This is a genomic window from Proteiniclasticum sp., assembly GCF_003514505.1.
In the GTDB taxonomy this organism is placed as follows: Bacteria; Bacillota; Clostridia; order Clostridiales; family Clostridiaceae; genus Proteiniclasticum.
This window is the reverse complement of record NZ_DOPX01000028.1, coordinates 31,287-51,539: the sequence shown is the minus strand read 5'-3', so window position 1 is coordinate 51,539 and position 20,253 is coordinate 31,287. Positions and strand designations below refer to the sequence as shown.

Annotated in this window: 16 protein-coding genes; all 16 read left to right on the top strand. The window is 45.5% G+C overall.

Annotated features, from left to right (window positions below; genetic code table 11):
- Positions 1 to 51: 51 nt before the first annotated feature.
- The gene (alr, locus tag DEF30_RS09980; RefSeq protein ID WP_294098914.1) at positions 52 to 1,218 is read left to right on the top strand and encodes an alanine racemase; all 1,167 of its coding nucleotides are present in this window, start codon (positions 52 to 54) and stop codon (positions 1,216 to 1,218) included.
- An 8-nt stretch (positions 1,219 to 1,226) separates the two neighbouring features.
- Positions 1,227 to 2,099: a YitT family protein gene (locus DEF30_RS09975; protein ID WP_294098853.1), complete on the top strand. Its 873-nt coding sequence runs from the start codon at positions 1,227 to 1,229 to the stop codon at positions 2,097 to 2,099.
- Positions 2,096 to 2,959 carry a YitT family protein gene (locus DEF30_RS09970; protein WP_294098851.1) on the top strand — a complete coding sequence of 288 codons (864 nt, stop codon included), beginning with the start codon at positions 2,096 to 2,098 and terminating at the stop codon, positions 2,957 to 2,959. Before DEF30_RS09975 ends, DEF30_RS09970 begins: the two co-directional genes overlap by 4 nt.
- A gap of 180 nt (positions 2,960 to 3,139) precedes the next feature.
- A complete protein-coding gene (ftsE, locus tag DEF30_RS09965) occupies positions 3,140 to 3,832 on the top strand; it encodes a cell division ATP-binding protein FtsE (RefSeq protein WP_031574610.1) in 693 nt (230 codons plus the stop codon).
- Positions 3,819 to 4,703 (top strand): permease-like cell division protein FtsX, encoded by an 885-nt coding sequence (ftsX, locus tag DEF30_RS09960; RefSeq protein ID WP_074912596.1) that lies wholly within the window; start codon positions 3,819 to 3,821, stop codon positions 4,701 to 4,703. The genes ftsE and ftsX overlap by 14 nt, the downstream gene beginning before the upstream one ends.
- 41 nt (positions 4,704 to 4,744) lie before the next feature.
- The gene (locus DEF30_RS09955) at positions 4,745 to 5,953 is read left to right on the top strand and encodes a S41 family peptidase (protein ID WP_294098842.1); all 1,209 of its coding nucleotides are present in this window, start codon (positions 4,745 to 4,747) and stop codon (positions 5,951 to 5,953) included.
- A gap of 17 nt (positions 5,954 to 5,970) precedes the next feature.
- Positions 5,971 to 7,104 carry a hypothetical protein gene (locus tag DEF30_RS09950; protein ID WP_294098840.1) on the top strand — a complete coding sequence of 378 codons (1,134 nt, stop codon included), beginning with the start codon at positions 5,971 to 5,973 and terminating at the stop codon, positions 7,102 to 7,104.
- Between the two features lie 85 nt (positions 7,105 to 7,189).
- Positions 7,190 to 9,187: an excinuclease ABC subunit UvrB gene (gene uvrB, locus DEF30_RS09945; RefSeq protein ID WP_294098839.1), complete on the top strand. Its 1,998-nt coding sequence runs from the start codon at positions 7,190 to 7,192 to the stop codon at positions 9,185 to 9,187.
- A 23-nt stretch (positions 9,188 to 9,210) separates the two neighbouring features.
- Positions 9,211 to 12,030, top strand: coding sequence for an excinuclease ABC subunit UvrA (uvrA, locus tag DEF30_RS09940; RefSeq protein WP_294098837.1), 2,820 nt, complete (start codon positions 9,211 to 9,213; stop codon positions 12,028 to 12,030).
- 210 nt (positions 12,031 to 12,240) lie between these two features.
- Positions 12,241 to 12,672 carry an FHA domain-containing protein gene (locus DEF30_RS09935; RefSeq protein WP_294098835.1) on the top strand — a complete coding sequence of 144 codons (432 nt, stop codon included), beginning with the start codon at positions 12,241 to 12,243 and terminating at the stop codon, positions 12,670 to 12,672.
- Positions 12,673 to 12,681: 9 nt separating this feature from the next.
- On the top strand, positions 12,682 to 13,881 hold the full coding sequence (locus tag DEF30_RS09930) for an FtsW/RodA/SpoVE family cell cycle protein (RefSeq protein WP_294098833.1): 1,200 nt from the start codon (positions 12,682 to 12,684) through the stop codon (positions 13,879 to 13,881).
- The gene (locus tag DEF30_RS09925) at positions 13,878 to 15,374 is read left to right on the top strand and encodes a penicillin-binding protein 2 (RefSeq protein ID WP_294098830.1); all 1,497 of its coding nucleotides are present in this window, start codon (positions 13,878 to 13,880) and stop codon (positions 15,372 to 15,374) included. The genes DEF30_RS09930 and DEF30_RS09925 overlap by 4 nt, the downstream gene beginning before the upstream one ends.
- Positions 15,375 to 15,378: 4 nt before the next feature.
- Positions 15,379 to 17,283 carry an excinuclease ABC subunit UvrC gene (gene uvrC, locus DEF30_RS09920; protein ID WP_294098912.1) on the top strand — a complete coding sequence of 635 codons (1,905 nt, stop codon included), beginning with the start codon at positions 15,379 to 15,381 and terminating at the stop codon, positions 17,281 to 17,283.
- A 230-nt stretch (positions 17,284 to 17,513) separates the two neighbouring features.
- Positions 17,514 to 18,428, top strand: coding sequence for a UDP-N-acetylmuramate dehydrogenase (gene murB, locus DEF30_RS09915; protein ID WP_294098911.1), 915 nt, complete (start codon positions 17,514 to 17,516; stop codon positions 18,426 to 18,428).
- Positions 18,429 to 18,588: 160 nt separating this feature from the next.
- On the top strand, positions 18,589 to 19,692 hold the full coding sequence (gene hisC / locus DEF30_RS09910) for a histidinol-phosphate transaminase (RefSeq protein ID WP_294098828.1): 1,104 nt from the start codon (positions 18,589 to 18,591) through the stop codon (positions 19,690 to 19,692).
- Between the two features lie 13 nt (positions 19,693 to 19,705).
- Positions 19,706 to 20,161, top strand: coding sequence for a zinc ribbon domain-containing protein (locus tag DEF30_RS09905; RefSeq protein WP_294098826.1), 456 nt, complete (start codon positions 19,706 to 19,708; stop codon positions 20,159 to 20,161).
- Positions 20,162 to 20,253 lie beyond the last annotated feature (92 nt).

Here is a 20,253-nt window from a genome sequence, read left to right as displayed (position 1 = left end):
TTAGGTGGAAGTGGAACTTCCGCTTACATCACAGGGAGGATACTGAGCTTGATGTTTACCGAAAAGCTACGTCCGGTATGGGCGGAAATTAATCTGGATCATTTGGCATATAATGTGAGAAATATAAAAAAACTAGTTGGAAACAGCCGTCTTATCGCCATTGTGAAAGCGGATGCTTATGGACATGGTGCTGCAGAGGTGGCAAAAACCATGCTGGCCAATGGAGCGGATGCTTTTGGTGTCGCCATCGCAGGAGAAGCTCTAGCTCTCAGGAAAAGCGGAATCAGGGAAGACATCATTGTGATGAGCTATACGCCCCCTGTTTTTTATGAGGAGGCAATCAAAGAAGATTTGACCCTTCATATGGTAAATTATGACGATGCGGTGATTCTTCATGAGGAGGCACTGAAGCAGGGGAAAAAAGCAAAGGTGTTGATTTCTCTTGATACAGGTATTGGACGTCTTGGTTATTCTCCAGAGAAGGACGGAACGGATGAAATCATAAAAATCAGCCGCCTGGAAGGCCTTTTCATGGACAGCATCTACACTCATTTTGCGGCTTCCGATGAAGAGGATAAGAGTCTTACTTACAGACAGCTTGAGAAGTATCATAGAGCCATGGAAGAACTTCGGGGGCAAGGAGTTCATTTTTTGCATGAGCATGTGGCCAACAGTGCGGCAATCGTAGACCTTAAGGAGACGTATCTTGAAAGTGTACGTCCAGGGATCATTCTTTATGGATATCATCCTTCCCATGAGGTAAGAAAAGAAAATCTATCTCTGAAACCGGTCATGAGCCTCAAAGGAACCATTGCGCAGCTGAAGACGGTGCCTAAAGGAACGGGAATCAGTTATGGACACCGTTTTGTAACAGAGCGGGAAGAAACAAAGATTGCAACCATTCCCATTGGATATGCCGATGGTTATTTCAGAAATCTTTCTGGCAAAGCGAAAGTCATTGTGCATGGCGTGCTCTGCCCCCAGGTGGGGTCTGTCTGCATGGACCATATCATGGTGGACGTGACAGAAGTTCCGGATGTGAAGCGTCTGGATACTGTAACACTCATGGGGGAAGAAGGCAGTGTGGTCTTTAATGCAGATGATATGGCAAGGATTCTTGGTACCATCAATTATGAGATTACTTGTGCTGTTTCAAAAAGAGTTCCCAGAGTCTACCTCAGTGAGGGGAAAGAGATTCTAAGTAAAGTTTATGTGTAGGAGATTGTATGAAAAAATCTAAAGAATATATTCTTATAACCATTGGAGCTCTTCTCGTGGCAGTGGCCATCCAGCTCTTTTTTGTTCCGAACCAAATCGCTCCAGGAGGGGTGTCTGGTATCGGTCTGATACTGAACTCCATTTTCCCTGGCGTATCGGTATCGACTTATGTCATTGTGCTCAATGGCATTCTTTTTCTTCTTGCGTTTAAACTGCTGGGGGGAGGATTCGGTTTTAAAACCCTCTACGCCAGTTTTTCCCTGTCGGGCATCATGTGGATCATTGAAAATGTAATCAGACCGGAAAAGGTCACAGGGGATCTCATGCTTGCAACCCTCCTGGGCATCCTTCTTCTGGGTACAGGACTGGGCATGGTTTTCAATCAGGATGCTTCCACGGGTGGGACGGATATCATTGCGAAAATACTGAACAAATATACCAATCTTTCCATGGGCGTCTCCATGACCATCATCGATCTTATGGTGGTGGTTCTCGTGGCAGCATTCTTTGGAATTGAGCGGGGACTCTACGCAGGTCTTGCTACTTTCCTTAATGGGGTGGTCATCGACAGAGTCGTTGGCGGATTCAATGAGAAGAAACAGGTCTTTATCATCACCAGAAACAAGGAAGAAGTGAAGTCCTATGTGGTGGATGTTCTGGAAAGAGGCGCCACCATCTTCACCGGAGAGGGTGCCTACTCGGGAGAAGGAAACTATGTGATTTATACGGTACTTTCCACCAAAGAGTTTGTTAGTCTAAAAACATTTCTCAGGGAGTTTTATCCAGATGCCTTTGTCACCGTCACAAGCACGACAGAGGTACTGGGGCAGGGATTTTCACTGCCAAAGAGAAAACCTGATAAGAAGGGGGTTATGGGATGAAAAGAATATTCAAGGATTTTAGCGTAAAAGACTTTATCATGATCACCATTGGTATTTTTCTGGTGGCTTTTGGCCTGGAGTATTTCCATATTCCAAACAACATTGCAGCCGGAGGAGTCTCGGGTCTTGCCATCATCATCAACAGCTTTCTTAGTATGATTCCTGTGGGAGCCATCATTTTAGTACTGAATGTGATTTTGTTTGCAGTGGCTTTTGTCACCGTGGGCGGTGGGTTCGGGGCTAAAACACTCTATGCTTCTTTTGGGCTGTCTGTGATCATGTGGGTGATGGAAACATTTTTTACTCCTGGAGTCCTTTCGGAAGACCTGTTTATCAATGCGGCTGTAGGAACTTTTGTCATCGGCATTGGAATGGCCATGGTGTTCAACTATGGTGCGTCCACTGGAGGCACAGATATTCTGGCAAAGATTCTTCATAAGTACATCCACATGGACATTGGAAAAGCGCTTCTTGTGGTGGACTTTGTCATAGGTCTAGCAAGTATTGCCACCTTTGGCATTACGGCGGGACTTTATGCGCTTCTAGCTGTTGTCATCAACGGGACCCTCATTGACCGATTGATCCTTGGATTCAACACCTCTAAGGAGCTGATGATCATCAGTAAGAAAGAACAGGAGATCATCAAGTTCATCATTGAAGAGCTGGATAAGTCCTGCACAGTGCTCAATGGATATGGTGGCTATACTTCAGAGGATATTCAGGTGCTTTATGTAATTTTAAGCAGAAGAGAATATATTAGACTAAGAGGTTTCATCAAGGAAATTGATCCAAGGGCCTTCATCTCCGTCAATGAAGTCCACGAAGTGCTCGGTGAGGGCTTTATTGATATCAAACTCTAAGAGGCTCAAGTGATAGCATGCACCTATGCTTCTTCATAAAATCTTCACATGGTTATGACATAATGTATAATCGTGAAGACGTGAATCACTTCAGCACCAGCTGAAGTCAGATGTGCTGATGGACAGCATAGTGAAGGGGAAGCTTCATTATGCAAAAAAAGAAACTTTGGGAGATGTAAAATGATTGAATTTAAGAATGTAACCAAAAAATATGACAATCATGTAGTAGCATTAAATGACATAAGTATAAAGATTGAGCCCGGCGAGTTTGTTTTTCTCGTGGGTGCCAGCGGCGCGGGTAAATCCACTTTTATCAAAATGCTTTTGAAAGAGATTGAACCGACCATGGGAGAGGTTGTGGTAGGAACCAAGAGCCTCAGAAATGTCACAAAGAAGGATATTCCGTACTATAGAAGAAAAATCGGTATGGTGTTTCAGGATTACCGCCTGATTCCTACACTGAATGTATATGAAAATGTGGCTTTCGCCATGAGAGTCATCGATGCTACCCCCAAAGAAATCAGAAGACGTGTACCTATGGTACTGGCTCTGGTGGGACTTTCCGACAGATCCAAGAGTTTTCCCAATGAACTGTCCGGTGGAGAGCAGCAGAGAGTATCCCTTGCAAGAGCCATCGCAAATAATCCCACTGTACTCATTGCGGATGAGCCAACGGGAAATCTGGACCCTGAAACAGCCAAGGATATCATGAGACTCATCATGGATATCAACAAGGCAGGAACAACAGTACTTATGGCAACCCATGCCAAAGATATTGTAGACTCCAGCAAGAGAAGAGTAATCGCCTTGGAAAAGGGTAGAATCGTTCGAGACGAAAAGAAGGGCAGGTACGAGTTCAATGCAGAAGTTTAAGATGTTTATCATAGATGCGCTGAAGAGTCTTAAAAGAAATAAGACCATCACCTTCGCAAGTATCATTACAGTTGCAGCAACGCTGTTCATTTTTGGTGTCTTTCTGATTGTGGCCCAGACCATCAATATGGGTGTGGAGTCTGTGGAGTCCAAAGTGGAAATCAAAGCCTATCTTATTGATGAGATCACCACTCAGGAACAGTCGAATATTGAGACCATTCTTCAAGGTGTTGAAGGGGTCAAAGAGATTACCTATGAGTCCAAAGAGGAAGCGTTTGACAAGTTTAAGGAAAGGCTTGGCGAAGACAATGCCATCCTTGCCGGATTTTCCGAAGATCGGAATCCGCTGCCAAACTCCTTTGTAGTGAGCTTGGAAGAACCTGAGGCGGCCATGCGTGTAGAAGAAGCCCTTTCTGGGGTAAGAGGCGTGGAAGATGTGGGTAATGAGAGAGAGACGGTGGAAAGAATCATCGGACTAGCGAAGATCATCCGAACCATGGGTGTTGTGATTTTCATCATCCTTGTGCTGGTATCCCTGTTCCTGATCTCCAATACCATCAAGCTGACAGTATATTCCAGACGAAGAGAGATTGGTATCATGAAATTTGTCGGTGCCACAGACTGGTTTATCAGATGGCCATTCCTTATAGAAGGGATGATCATGGGACTCATTGGAGGCATCATTGCTGTGGGTGTGGTTTTCTTTGCATACCAGCTGGTCTATGCAGATATCACACAGAGTCTTTTTTATGCAGGCCTTGTGAAGCCCAGTGAAGTGCTCAACAGCTTCTCCTGGCAGTTTGGACTTACCGGACTTGTCATAGGTGCACTGGGTAGTTTTATTGCACTAAAGAGATTCTTGGATGTATAATTGAATTCTTAGGTAAATGTAACGTTTGGAGAGTGATAGCTGTGTACGAGGAAGAAAAAAGAGGTTTTCCCAAAATCATACTGGTGATTCTGTTTCTGGTGGTAGCCATCGGATCCTTTTTCGGCGGATCCATTTATGGCTCCCTGAACAGTCCGGTCATACTTCCCGATGGCGGCGGAAGCTCAACAAATGACAGTTCTTTTGATAAGCTCTTTGAGGTCAAGGATGTGCTGCATCAACAATATTATCAGGATATTGATGATGAGGCTCTTCTGGAAGGGGCCATCAAAGGCATGGTAGATGCCGTGGGAGATCCTTATACGGTGTTTTTCAATCAGGAGGAGTATCAGGAGTTTCAAGATGATGGCCAAGGCAACTACGTTGGCATCGGTGTCATGGTAGGAATCAAGGAAGATAAAATTGTTGTCATCACACCTTTTGAAGGGTCACCTGCCTATGAGGCAGGAATCCGTGCTGGAGACTTTATTCTGAAAGTGGAAGGTGTGGAATATAAAGGTTCGGAAATGGACAAAGCGGTATCTGTAATCAAAGGGGAAGAAGGGAAACCTGTCACCTTAACCATTTCACAAAATGGAGTTGAGAAAGATGTGACCATTGTCCGTGCCAGCATAACCCTTGTGAATGTGCAGTCTGAGATGGTTGCTGGGAATATTGGACATGTGACCATGCTCCAGTTTACAAACAATACGGCAAAGCAGGTTCGTGAAGCCATGGAAGAGCTGAAAGCCCAGGGTGCCGAAGGATATATTCTCGATCTTCGAGGAAACCCCGGTGGATATCTGGATGAGGCTGTGGATACTGCATCTCTCTTTGTGGAAAAAGGAAAGACAGTCCTTTATACCCTGGATAAAGCCCAGCAGAAACGGGAATATCTTTCCAAGGGTGGAGATTTCATCGGTGCGCCTTTGGTGGTGCTTTTGGATGAAGGCAGTGCTTCTGCCTCTGAAGTTGTGGCTGGTGCTCTGAAGGATTATAAAGCCGCAACCATCGTTGGCCAGAAATCCTTTGGAAAAGGCATTGTTCAGATGGTGTTTAATGTGGGCAACAAGGAAGGTGTGAAAGTAACGGTATCTTCCTACTATTCACCAAATGGCATCAATATTCATGGGGAGGGAATTCTCCCGGATGTGGAAGTGCAGCTTCCAGAAGGTGTAGAAGCTCCACTGACCATAGATAATGATACACAGCTTCAGAAAGCTGTGGAGATTTTACAGGACGGCTTGCAATAAGAAAAGAGGAACATTGTATGTATAGTGAGATACTGCAGGGATATAGAAGCCTGCTTCATTCTCCGCAATGGATCATTTTAATCGCCGCAGCTGTGATGTTCTATTTGAAGAATGTCCAGGAAGCGTCACTGAGAAAATTAGTACTAGGGGAAAGTGAAAACCATCCCCTAGTTTTAACTTTTTATCAGGTATTTTATGGTCTTGTTGGCGGATTTGCCATCAGCCTTCTGGCTGGTATGTTTCAGATTGCCTTCTTCACCTACTTAGAAGTGGCCATCATTTTTATGCTGAGTATATTTTCTGTCACCCGATTTTCCGGTTATGTGAATGTCGGGTTTCATGCTCTTTCGGTTTTTCTTCTCATGTATCTTCTCCAGGGAAGACTCATCTCTTCCCATGACCTCATCCAGATTTTTTTGTTTCTTGGCATCTCCATGTTGGTTCAAGGGCTGATTTTTCTCGTATCCTATGAGGGAGGCACTTTGCCTGTTCTTTTCTCTAGAAAGGAGGAGCTCCGGGGAGGATTCCGTTTAGAGAAAAGTTTTATGCTTCCCTCTGTAGCTGCTTTTGTCACTGCAGGAGGAAGTATTCTGGGATCTTCTCTTCTTTTTCTGCCTGTGCTTCAGTTTTTCTCCATAAAAGAGACTGTGATGACTTTCGGAAAAAAAGAAGGAAGGTTTGTATTGAGTGCTCTGAAAATTCTTTTCGGCACAATGATTCTCCTTCTCTCCTATCTCATCAGTTTCCATATGGAGTGGACCTATCTTCTCCTTGCTTTGGTTCCAACACTTCTTTATCTGGAGCCTCTGGTTTTCCGGTATATGGAGAAGAGAAGAGCACCAAAGTTTGTGTCCAGTGAGGAAGAGATCACAGTATTAGAGGTTCGTGAGAATTCCGGAGCCTATCTTGCTGGGCTGAGATCTGGAGACAGAATCTATCAGGTGGATGGAAAGCTCAATCCAACCTATAAGAATCTTTTGGCCTTCATGGGTACCTTGTCTTATGAGCGGACCATTTCTCTGGAAGTCCGTTCAGCGGACCGTGTCCATAAAAGTATACGGTTTACCATCCTTCCGGGCACCAGCACCGGAATCCTTGTGGTTCCTCCCAGTGCGGAGTTTTTTCAGATGAAAAAGGACGGGAAACTGTAGCTGTTAAGAATAAGTGAACATATGTACTTTTTAAATAGAGAAGTGTATAATAGATGAGGAACAAGCAAAAAGGAGGGACTATGTTTTGGAAGGAACCTTTACCATTGCATCAAAATTCAAACCAACGGGTGATCAGCCGGAAGCCATAAACACACTGGTGAACTCCATTGAAAGTGGAAACAGAGGACAGACACTTTTAGGGGTGACGGGTTCTGGTAAGACCTTCACCATGGCGAATATCATTGAAAGAACCCAAAGACCCACCTTGGTTCTGGCACACAACAAGACCCTCGCTGCACAGCTCACCTCGGAGTTTCGGGAGTTCTTTCCAGACAGCGCCGTGGAGTATTTTGTTTCGTACTATGATTATTATCAGCCGGAAGCCTATGTGGCTCAGACGGACACCTATATTGAAAAAGACTCCTCCATCAATGAGGAGATTGATAAACTGAGGCACTCTGCGACTTCGGCTCTGTTTGAACGAAGAGATGTCATCATTGTCGCCTCTGTGTCTTGCATTTATGGCCTGGGTAATCCGGATGAGTACAAGAATCTCTCCATCTCCTTGAGACCCGGTATGACCAAGGATCGGGACGATATCATCAGAAAGCTCATTGAGATCCAGTATGAAAGAAATGATATTGATTTCGCCAGAGGTTCCTTCAGGGTTCGGGGAGATATTCTCGATGTGATTCCTGCCAACGAGTCCAGCCGAGGCGTCCGTATCGAATTTTTTGGTGATGAGATAGACAGAATCAGAGAGTTTGACGTTCTTACCGGGGAAATCCTCCATGAACTTTCCCATACGGTATTTTTCCCTGCTTCCCACTTTGCCACTTCCTATGAGAATCTTCAACGAGCCATCAAAGAGATTGAGGAAGAGATGGAGGCAAGGGTCCGGGAGCTGAACAGCCAGGATAAGCTTCTGGAAGCCCAGCGTCTGAGACAGAGGACCAACTTTGATATCGAAATGATGATGGAAATGGGATACTGCTCTGGTATCGAGAACTATTCCAGAATTCTTGATGGAAGACCACCACATACACCACCGAAGACCCTTCTGGATTACTTTCCAGAGGATTTCCTCATCTTTATCGATGAAAGTCATGTGACGCTACCTCAGCTGAGGGCCATGTATGCAGGAGACAGGTCCAGAAAACAGAATCTGGTGGAATATGGTTTCCGCCTGCCATCAGCTTTTGACAACAGACCGCTGAAATTTGAGGAATTTGAAGAAAAAATCAATCAGGTGCTTTTTGTCTCTGCCACACCTTCACTTTATGAGAAGGAGCATTCTGCTGTCATGGCAGAGCAGATCATAAGACCCACAGGTCTTCTGGACCCTGAGGTGATTGTACGCCCTGTGAAGGGACAGATTGATGATCTCTATGGAGAAATCAATAGAACCGTGGAGAAAGGCTTTAGAGTCCTCATCACTACGCTGACAAAGAGAATGGCGGAGGACCTCACCAAATATTTCCAGGAGCTGCGGGTCAAGGTGACTTATATGCATTCAGATATCGACACCATGGAGCGTATGAGAATCATCAGGGATCTAAGACTTGGTGAGATCGATGTGCTTGTGGGCATCAACCTCTTGAGAGAAGGACTGGATATTCCAGAGGTTGCTCTTGTAGCGATTCTAGATGCAGACAAGGAAGGGTTCTTGCGTTCAGAGACTTCACTCATTCAGACCATCGGCCGTGCTGCCAGAAACAGTGAGAGTAAAGTCATTCTTTATGCGGACACCATCACAAAATCCATGGACCGGGCCATGAAAGAGACGGAACGAAGAAGAAAACTTCAGGAAGAGTACAATACGAAGAATCATATCACGCCAACTACCATCATCAAGGACATCCGTGGAGTTCTGGAAATTTCACAGATTGTGGATGAGGTGCAGGAATTTGAGTCACTGGAAGATGTGGTGAAGTATAATAAAGAACAGCTGGAGAAAACCATCAAGAAGTTTGAGACAGAAATGTATAAAGCATCCAAAGATCTGGAGTTTGAGAAAGCTGCTTATCTCAGAGATGAGATTGCCAAACTGAAGAAAGAACTGATCAAGAACAGGAAAGGGTAGCTTTCCGCAGGTAGGAGTAAAATATGAGAAATATTGTCATCAAAGGCGCAAAAGTGAATAACCTGAAGAATATTGATGTGGAGATCCCAAGAGACAAACTGGTGGTTCTGACGGGCTTATCCGGGTCAGGCAAGTCTTCTCTGGCTTTTGACACTCTTTATGCGGAGGGTCAGAGAAGATATGTGGAGTCCCTGTCTTCCTATGCAAGGCAGTTTCTTGGCCAGATGGACAAACCGGATGTGGAGTCCATAGAAGGACTCAGCCCTTCCATTGCCATTGATCAGAAAACCACTTCGAAAAATCCGAGATCCACGGTGGGGACCGTCACAGAGATCTATGATTATCTGAGACTTCTCTATGCCAGGCTCGGTGTTCCCCACTGTCCCATCTGCCACCGGGAGATCTCTTCTCAGAGTGTGGACCAGATGGTGGATAAGATCATGGAGCTTCCGGAAAGGACAAGAATCCATGTGCTGGCGCCCATGATCAAAGGGAAAAAGGGAGAGCACGAAAAGATTTTTGAGACCATCAAGAAATCCGGATATGTCCGAGCAAGGATTGACGGAATCATTGTGGACATCACGGAAGAGGAAGTGAATCTGAAAAAGACCCTGAAACATAATATTGAAGCAGTGGTGGACAGACTGGTCATCCGCGAAGATATCAAGGGAAGACTGACTGAGTCAATAGAGCAGGCGCTGAAACTGGGGGAAGGAACCGTCATCATCAGTGTCATCGATGGGGAGGATCAGATATTCTCCGAAAAGTTCGCTTGCCCAGAGCATAACATCGGGCTGGAGGAGCTGGAACCAAGGCTGTTCTCCTTCAATGCTCCTTACGGAAAATGTGAGCACTGTGATGGTCTGGGAACGCTTCTTGAGATCGATGAGAACCTTGTGATTCCAGACAGAACAAAAAGCATCATGGATGGGGCCATGGCCTCCTGGGGAGACAGCAGACTGAAGGAAGATTCCTGGACATATGGTATTCTTCAGGCGCTTTCCAAAGAGTATAAGTTTGATCTCAATACCCCGATCGAAGATCTAAGCGATGAAGTTGTGGATATTCTTCTTTATGGAACCAGAGGCAAAAAGCTAAAAGTATTCTATACCAAGAATTATTCCAAAGGAGAATACATGTATGCCTATGAAGGGGAAGTGAACAACCTCAAGAGGCGCTATATGGAAAGCTGCTCCGATTACATCAAGGGCGAGATTGAGCAGTTTATGAGCAGCAACCCCTGTCCAACCTGTAATGGAGCAAGGCTGAAGCCGGAGGTGCTCTCCGTGACCATCGCAGGAAAGAATATCTTTGAGTTCACCACCATGAGCATTCAGGAAGCGCTGAACTTCATCAGAAGCTATGAGCTCACGGAGCGTCAGGTGATGATTGGCGAGCAGATTATGAGAGAAGTAGAAGCCAGGCTTCAGTTTCTGGTGAATGTGGGACTGGATTATCTGAATCTGGCCAGAAATGCTGGAACGCTCTCTGGAGGAGAAGCCCAGAGAATCCGCCTGGCCACCCAGATTGGTTCCAGCCTCATGGGAGTGCTCTACATTCTGGATGAGCCGTCCATCGGGCTTCATCAAAGAGACAACGATAAGCTCATTGAAACCTTGAAAGCGCTACGGGACAACGGGAATACCCTTGTGGTGGTAGAGCACGACGAGGACACCATCCGAAATGCGGACTATATTGTGGACATCGGACCAGGTGCAGGAGAGCACGGTGGTGAGGTGGTTGCCAAGGGAACGGTGAAGCAGGTCATGAGATCAAAGAAGAGCATCACCGCGAAGTATCTCACAGGAGAGATGAAAATTGAGGTGCCTTCAGAAAGAAGACCTGGTGACGGAACACACATTATTGTAAAAGGTGCAAAGGAGAACAATCTGAAGGACCTCACCGTTGAATTTCCACTGAGAAAGCTGGTGGCCGTGACAGGGGTTTCAGGATCCGGGAAATCCACCCTGGTCAATGAGATTCTTTATAAAGCCGTACATCGGAAGGTGAACAAGGCAAGAGTCCTTCCAGGAAGGCACGATGCGGTGACGGGGATCGAATACATTGATAAGATCATCGACATTGACCAAAGCCCCATCGGCAGAACCCCACGCTCCAATCCTGCCACCTATACAGGCGTCTTCGATAAGATCAGAGATCTTTATGCCAATACTCCGGAAGCCAAAGCAAGAGGCTATAAGCCAGGCAGATTCTCCTTCAATGTGAAGGGGGGAAGATGTGAAGCCTGCAGCGGAGACGGAATCATCAAGATTGAAATGCAGTTCCTTTCGGATGTCTATGTACCCTGTGAAGTATGTAAAGGAAAGCGGTACAACCGAGAAACCCTGGAAGTGAAATACAAAGGAAAGAACATCGCAGATGTCTTGGAAATGACCGTGGAAGAAGCAGAGCGGTTCTTTGAGAACCTTCCTTCCATCCATAGAAAGATTGAAACACTTATGGATGTAGGTATGGGCTACGTTAAGATGGGACAGCCTTCTACGCAGCTCTCCGGAGGAGAAGCCCAGAGAATCAAGCTCGCCTATGAGCTGTCTAAAGTCAGCACAGGCCAGACCCTCTATATTCTGGATGAACCCACCACGGGACTTCACACGGATGATGTGAAGAGACTGAACGAAATACTCCAGAAGCTGGTTTCTTTAGGAAATAGTGTCATCGTCATTGAGCATAACCTCGATATCATCAAATGCGCAGATCATATCATAGATCTGGGTCCAGAGGGTGGAGACAAAGGGGGTACCCTCCTTGCTGTGGGCACACCGGAAGAAGTGGCAATGAACGAAAACTCTTACACAGGACTCTACCTGAAAAAAATGCTGTAAAAAAGACTCCTTTTCCAGGGCGGATTTCTTCGGACCTAATCCTGGAGAGGGAGCCTTTTCTTTAGTTTTTCTGTATTTCTATGACTTTCATGGCAGATTCTTCAGACTTCTAGTAGAATAGTCCTAACAGAATTTTAGAATGATTTCAAAGATTCTTCATGTTTTCCTAGTAAAATAGGAATATCAATGCAATGTGCAAGGAGGCTTTATATGGATATCGAACGATTTATTGGATTGGTTTTTACAGGTTTTTTCGTCCTTATTCTTTTATATATCATCATCCGGTCTCTGATTCTCATGTCAAAAGACATGAGCGGAGAGGAGGTTGTGAGGGAGAAAGCTCTGCAGCTTCTTATCCTCCGGACCGGGGAGAATCATAAACTCAGCGAAGGGGGAAAGTTCAACATCAAAGAAGAGACCACCTTCGGCAGAAAAGAAGACAATACAGTGGTGCTGGAAGACCCCTATGTCTCAGGATACCATTTCCGGATTTTTCCCCATGAAGGGCGGTTTGTCATTGAGGACAATGAATCCACCAATGGGACCCTTCTCAATGACAAGAAACTGAAACAGAAGACGTATCTCAAGAGAGATGACGTGATTAAAGTGGGCAATCTCACCATGAAGGTGAAAATGCTCTAGGAGGATACCATGAGAGATTCTAAAATCAGAATGCTGATGCCCATTTTTCTTTTAACTTTTGGGCTCTTTTTCAATATTGCCATCTTCCAGCCGGTATTTGATATCGGGGCCATGGTCATGGCAGGGGTCATGTGTGTACTCATTGCCTATGCCCATTTTGTCATCAATAAATTTTTCGGGAATGGAGACAAGTTCCTTGTAACGTTTGTTTCGGTGCTGCCTGTCATTGGTATCGCGGTACTTTACAGACTGAATCCTTCCATCGCCATCAAACAGGTGCTGTGGTTTATCATCGGTATCAGCACCTATATTTCCCTGGTGATCGTACTTCCGGATCTGAAACGCTTTATGAAGTTCAGGTACCTGTATCTGGTGGGAACTGTGGTCTTCATGGCCATGGCCACCTTCATCGGCGAAACCCGATATGGTGCTAAAAACTGGGTGGACTTAGGGTTTATCTCTTTCCAGCCCTCGGAGTTTGGGAAGATCTTCTTCGTTTTTTATCTAGCCAGCAGTCTGAAGGATTTCAAGACGCTGAAATCCCTCATTGAGCCAGGAATCATTGTCCTGGTATCCATTGGGTTCATGGTTCTTCAGAGAGATCTGGGCTCTGCCATGATTTTTGCCTTCATTGGCATCGCCATGATCTTTGCGGCAACATCCAAGGTAAAGTATTTACTGGCTTCTTTCGGCATTGGTGCTGTAGGCGCTGTCCTCAGCTACTTTATCTTTCCCCATATCAGAAGACGTGTGATGATCTGGAGAAATCCTTGGGAGTATGCACAGAATGAAAGCTATCAGATTGTCCAGGGGCTTTATGCCATGGCGTCGGGTGGTCTCTTTGGAAGCGGCCTTGGACATGGGGCTCCGCAGTATATTCCTGTCCGTGAATCGGACTATATCTTTGCGGTGATCGTGGAGGAGCTCGGCATGATCTTTGCCTTCCTCATTCTCATCATTTATTTTCTGATGTTCTACCGGAATATCAGAAGTGCGCTGAAGGCGACGTCCACTTTTACATCCCTTCTTGCAGTAGGGTTTTCCGTGATGATTGCCATGCAGGTCATTGTCATCATCGGTGGTGTGCTGAATATGATTCCTCTGACAGGTATTACACTGCCCTTGATCAGCTACGGTGGAACTTCCATGCTGACGGTTTTCTTCAGCCTTGGCATCATTCAGAAAATTTCAGAGGAGGCGACGTCATGAATGAACTGGAACGAAAAAAAGCACTGAACAGAAATATCAAAGTCATCTCCGCTGTGATTCTTGCCCTCTTCATGGGTATCATGGGCTATATGCTCTATTTCCATGGTGTTCAGGCAGAAGAGATTGCTGCAAAACCTGGAAATGTGAGAGAGCAGGCCAAAAGAAATGAGATACTAAGAGGCGCAATTTTTGATAGAAATGGAAAAGTGCTGACTTATAGTGAACGGCAGTCGGACAACACACAAAAAAGAATCTATCAGGGGGCAGAAGCCTTTGCTCAGGTCCTTGGGTATGAGCAGAGAAATACGGTCACTGGGCTGGAATACGCTTTGGATGACATTCTCACCAAGGACGAGTTTGTCTTTGATTTTTCTAAGGAAGGCTTTCTGGAGATGCTGAAGGATCCTTCCTCTGTTTTAAACAGAACCAAAGAAGGAAACAGCGTTGTCACAACTTTAGATCAGGAGCTCCAGTGGAGAGCCTATGATCTTCTAGGAGATGAATTGGGAGAAAAAGGAGCCATCGTGGCCATGAACCCTAAAACAGGAGAAATCCTGGCCATGGTGAACAGACCCAGCTATGACCCCAACGGGCTCAAGGAGAATTATGCATCTCTTAATGAGAAGCAGTATGATGATGGTGTGTTCTTAAACACTGCAGCCAGAGGAAGTTATGCGCCTGGTTCTACCTATAAGATCATTACGCTTCTTGCAGCTTTGGAAAAGCTGGATGGCATTGAAGAGAGGACTTTTAAAGATAATGGAAAGCTGGATGTCAATGTAGGAAAGGATCTGCCCAACGTCAATGGAACTATCCATGGCAACATCAAGCTGAAGGAGGCCTTTGCGGTTTCCTCCAATGTGGTGTTCGGCACCCTGGCCATCGAGCTTGGTGGAGAATCCCTGGCGGAAGTGGCGGAGCGGTTTGGATTCAATAAGGAGCAGTCCTTCCCCTTCCTCAATATGAGCACTTCCAAGGCACCCAAGTATCCTAAAAATGAGGACGGTGCATTGGCTGCCTCGGGAGTGGGACAGACGGGGGTTTCGGCCTCTCCGCTTCAGATGGCCATGGTGGCTTCCGCCATAGCCAATGATGGGAACCTTATGACACCGATGATGGTGAATTCTGTTCTGAAATACGATGGAACCCAGAAAGAGAAGTTTGAACCGAAACTGTACAATACTGTAGCGGATACAGAAACTGCCCAGACGGTGAAAACCTATATGAAAAATAATGTGGATACCAGCAGAAATGAGACCATGAAAGCTTTGGCAAAACTGCGGGGAGCTGGAAAGACAGGGACAGCCCAGGATTTCTACCAGAAGACCGACGGCACAAAAATCGAGGTGGTGAATTCCTGGTTTGTGGGCTTCGCTCCTTATGAGGATCCTCAGATTGCTGTAGCTGTGGTGGTACTGGATGGTGGTTCAGGTGGCGGAAAAGCTGCCTCCATCGCCACAGAGCTCATGCGCTGGTACACAGAAAACAGGTGATGAAGTGTTTGATTTTGACTATCAGCTGAGTATACTCCCGGATAATCCGGGCGTATACCTTATGAAAAATGAATTGGGTGAGATCATCTATGTAGGAAAAGCGAAGAATCTCAAAAAGAGAGTGAAGTCGTATTTTCTGAACTCCAAAAACCACTCGGAAAAAACCAGAGTCATGGTCAGTAAAGTGGCGGAGTTTGAGTATATCCTTACGGACAGCGAGATGGAAGCGCTGATTCTCGAGATGAACCTCATTAAAAAATACAGTCCCCGATATAATGTGCTGCTGAAAGATGACAAGCACTTTCCCTTCATTAAGATCACCACCAATGAGGATTTTCCAAGGGTTTACGTGACAAGGACCTTTGCCAAGGATGGGAACCGGTATTTCGGTCCCTACACCGATGCCACAGCGGTCCATGAAACCCTTGATACCATCAAGAAGATTTATCCCATCCGGACCTGTAAAAGAATCATTCTGGAGTTCGGAGAAAGAACAAAGCCATGCCTCAATTATCATCTGGGTCTTTGTAAAGCACCTTGTGCGGGATACATCTCTAAGGAAGAGTATGGCTTTATGATCGAAGATATCATCCGTCTTCTGGAAGGAAAAGATGTGAAAATCAAAAAGAGTCTCAAGGATGAGATGATGGAAGCGGCTGAAAAGCTTGATTTTGAACGTGCTGCAGGACTTCGGGACAAACTGCTTTCCATTGAGAAGACGGTGCAGAAACAGAAAATTTTCACAGGTAGAATCGACGACGAGGACTATATTGGTCTCTTCAAGGACGAAGAGGATGTCTCCGTACAGGTCTTTAATGTACGGGATGGAAAACTCATGGGCAGAGAGCACCATATTCTGAAAGGCTTCGCCAAGGAAGAAGATGAGATCATTCTCATGGATTTTATGAAGAGTTATTACAGCGGTACGGCTTTCGTGCCCAAGAGTATCTACACTAGAGTGGAGATTACGGAAGAGGTGCTCCAGAAATGGCTGGAGATGAGAAGAGGAAAGAATGTTCTGCTCCACACACCCAAAAGAGGAGAGAAGCTCAATATGCTTACTTTGGCAGAGAGTAATGCCAGAGCCACCATGGAGCAGTTCAAGGAAAAAATCCTCAGCGAGTATGAGAGCAACATGGAAGCTCTAACGGATCTTGCCACACTGCTGGAGCTGGAGGATCTGCCGCGGAGGCTGGAAGCCTATGACATCTCGAACATCCAAGGGGTGGATTCTGTCGGCACCATGGTGGTTTATGAAGATCACAAGTTTAAAAAGAGCGACTATCGAAGATTCAAGATCAAAACCGTGAAAGGCGCCAACGACTATGATTCTATGAGGGAAATTCTCACCAGGCGTTTTCAGCGCGGCCTCAATGAGATTCGAGAGATACAAGCCCAGAAACTGGATTACCAGGGCGGAAAGTTCTCTATTTTTCCAGATCTGATCATTATGGACGGTGGAAAAGGGCAGGTGAACATTGCGCTGGAAGTGATGCAGGAGCTGGGGCTGGAAATTCCGGTTATGGGTCTTGTGAAGGATGATGCACATCGGACAAGAGGCATCATCTATAATAATGTGGAATACGGCTTGAGAGACCGCAAGGAGGCTAGAAACCTCCTCACAAGGATCCAGGACGAAGTCCACCGGTTTGCCATCACCTATCATAGAACTCTACGGGATAAAAGAACACTTCACTCCATTCTGGAAGATATTCCTCGAGTGGGAGAGAGAAGAAGGAAGAATCTTATGATGAAGTTTGGCTCCATTGAAGCCATAAGAGGGGCATCTGTGGAGGAGCTGAAAAAAACTCCAGGAATCAATCTGGAAACCGCCAAGAGTATCCACAGCTATTTTCATGGCAGAAAAGAAAAAGAGGCAGGTTCATTGCAAAATCCGCAGTCAGAATGATGGAATTCTGGAAAGGGTTTTATCAGGAAGAAGGAAAAAATTCACAATTTTTTTTCTCGTCATGATTCCTTAACCATTTCGTCAAAGAAGAGCGCTATGATGGGGATAGAGACAAAGATACATAGAGTCTCAAGTAACATTTGTCTTTCATTCTGTGCGAATGCCTATTTATTTCTTCCGCAGGATTGTGTATAATGCATAGATGGAATGAACTGTAAGGAGCACTGATGATGAACAAATATTTGTATGCCTATGAAGATTTGGCATCGATCCTCACCAAAGAGGAGATTTTACTGGACGAACCCATGAGAAACCATACTTGGTTTGAAATTGGCGGGACTGCAGATGTACTGGTTATACCGAATTCTGTGGATAAACTGGTTCAGATTATTGAATATGTAAGAAAAAAAGACATCCCTACTTTCCTCATTGGAAATGGCTCCAACCTTCTGGTGAAGGATGGGGGAATCCGGGGAATTGTCATTAAAACAGATAAAATCAACGGCATCACTGTCAAAGAAGACACCATTGTCGCAGAATGTGGAGCGCTTCTGGAGGATATTTCCAAGAAAGCCCTTGATGCAAGTCTCACAGGCTTTGAGTTTGCCTGCGGTATTCCGGGGACTCTGGGTGGAGCGGTGTTTATGAACGCAGGTGCCTATGATGGAGAAATGTCTTTTGTGCTGGAAAGTGTCCGGGTGATCACAAAAGATCTTAGAGTGATTACACTGAAAAAAGAAAGTCTGGAGATGGGGTACCGCACATCCATCATTAAGACGGAGAATTATGTGGTGCTGGATGCGGTAATCAAGCTCACGCCAGGCAGGGTAGAGGACATCAAGGAAAAGATTGATGATCTTACCCATAGAAGAGAAGAGCGTCAGCCGCTGGAGTTTCCCTCTGCAGGAAGCACATTTAAGAGACCTACAGGACATTATGCAGGAAAACTCATTCAGGATGCAGGTCTGAAGGGATATCAGATTGGCGGTGCTCAGGTTTCTGAAAAGCACAGCGGATTTGTCATCAACAAAGACCATGCGGAGGCGAAAGATGTGCTAAATCTCATCAGCTATATTCAGTCTACTGTTCTGGACAAGTTCAACGTCGAGCTCTGCACTGAAGTGCTCATTGTTGGGGAAGACTAATTATAGATCTTAAGAAGTTTAGAAGGAAAGATTCTTTGAATAGAACTCTCCTTCTTTTTTTTGTCTGAAACCAGTACATTCCAGAATAAAATCCCGGGTTGATTGACATAGGTACATAAGGTATCATGGGAGTATACGATTTCATTCAAGGGGGAAGAAAATGGAATTTAGAATCAGAGAAGAGATCAAGGCGATGAAACGCTATGTGGCGGGGAAGCCAATTTCTGAGGTTAAGCGTGAACTGGGGCTGGAAACTGTTGTTAAAATGGCATCCAATGAGAATCCCATGGGTGCCAGCCCAAAAGTAAAGGAAATGATGAAAAGAACACTGGAGGACATCAGCCTTTATCCGGACTCAGGGTCCTACGGCTTACGTCATGAACTGAGCCTTCGGACCGGAAGAGCCATGGAAGAAATCATCATCGGAGGAGGATCAGATTCACTGATTAAAGTGATTTCGTCCACCTTTCTGTATCCAGGGGATGAGATCATTATGGGGGAGCATTCCTTTTCACGTTATGAGGACAATGCGAAGCTCATGGGTGCAAAGGTTGTGAAAACAGCCATGGAAGATCTGACCCTCCATCTGGACCTGATGCTGGAGGCGGTTTCAGATAAAACAAAGATCATTTATCTTTGCAATCCCAACAATCCCACAGGTTCATCCTTTGGGAAAGAAGAGCTGGAAGCATTCCTGAAAAGCGTGCCATCTTCTGTCATGGTGATTCTAGACGAAGCTTACAGGGAGTATGTGACAAGAGAAGACTACTTTGACGCGTTGAACTATTTGGACGCCTATAAAAACCTCATTGTGCTCAGAACCTTCTCTAAAGCCTATGGTATGGCTTCGTTAAGAGTAGGGTATGGATTTGCAGATCCTGAGCTCATCGGATATTTCTACCGGGTGGTGGATCCCTTTGATGTGAATCTCTTTGCCCAGGAAGCTGCGGTGGCAGCCCTTCAGGATGAAGAGTTTTTAGATGAAGTAGTGACAGAAAACACCAGAGGGAAAGAGTTCTTCTACAAAGAGCTGGAAGATCTGGGACAGTCCTATGTGGTAACGGATGCGAACTTTATCCTCTGGGACACCAAAAGAGATGATATGGAGATTTTCAGAAGGCTCATGCAAAAAGGATATATCATAAGACCTGGCGGCTTCCTTGGAATTCCAGGTCATATCAGAGTATCTATCTCCACCATGGATCATAACATCGGATTTATGAAGGCATATAAAGAAGTTTTAGCAGAAATGGACGGCATCTAAAGGAGGAGTATCGTTGGACAATCAGGAACCAAGAGACAAAAAGAAAATATCTCCGGAGAGGAAAGGTCTGTACTATGCAGGCATGGCCATGATGGGCATTGGCATCATCCTCTTCCTGTCAGTCTTTTTCATCGCCTTTACAGGAGACCCTTTCGCTCATGAAGGAAACTTCATGCAAAACGGGTTCTTTGGCTTTATTCTGATCGGCATCGGATCCTTTGTGATGAATCTAGGGGCCAGAGGAGCCGCAGGGTCTGGCCTTGTGCTTGACCCTGAAAAAGCCAGGGAAGATCTCACTCCCTATACGAAAGCCGCTGGGGGGATGCTGAAAGATGCACTGGAAGAGATAGATCTACCTTCTTCGAAAAGTGTGCAGAAGGAAGTCGTTAGAATTCGCTGCCCCCATTGCAAGGAACTCAATGAAGAGGACGCCAGGTTCTGTAAAAGCTGTGGGAAGGAAATAGGCTAAATACCATCAGGATGCAGTGTGAATCGTCATGCTGCATCTTTTTTTGTTGAAGATATCCTTTGATACTCCAGTAATAATAAAGAGATTATATG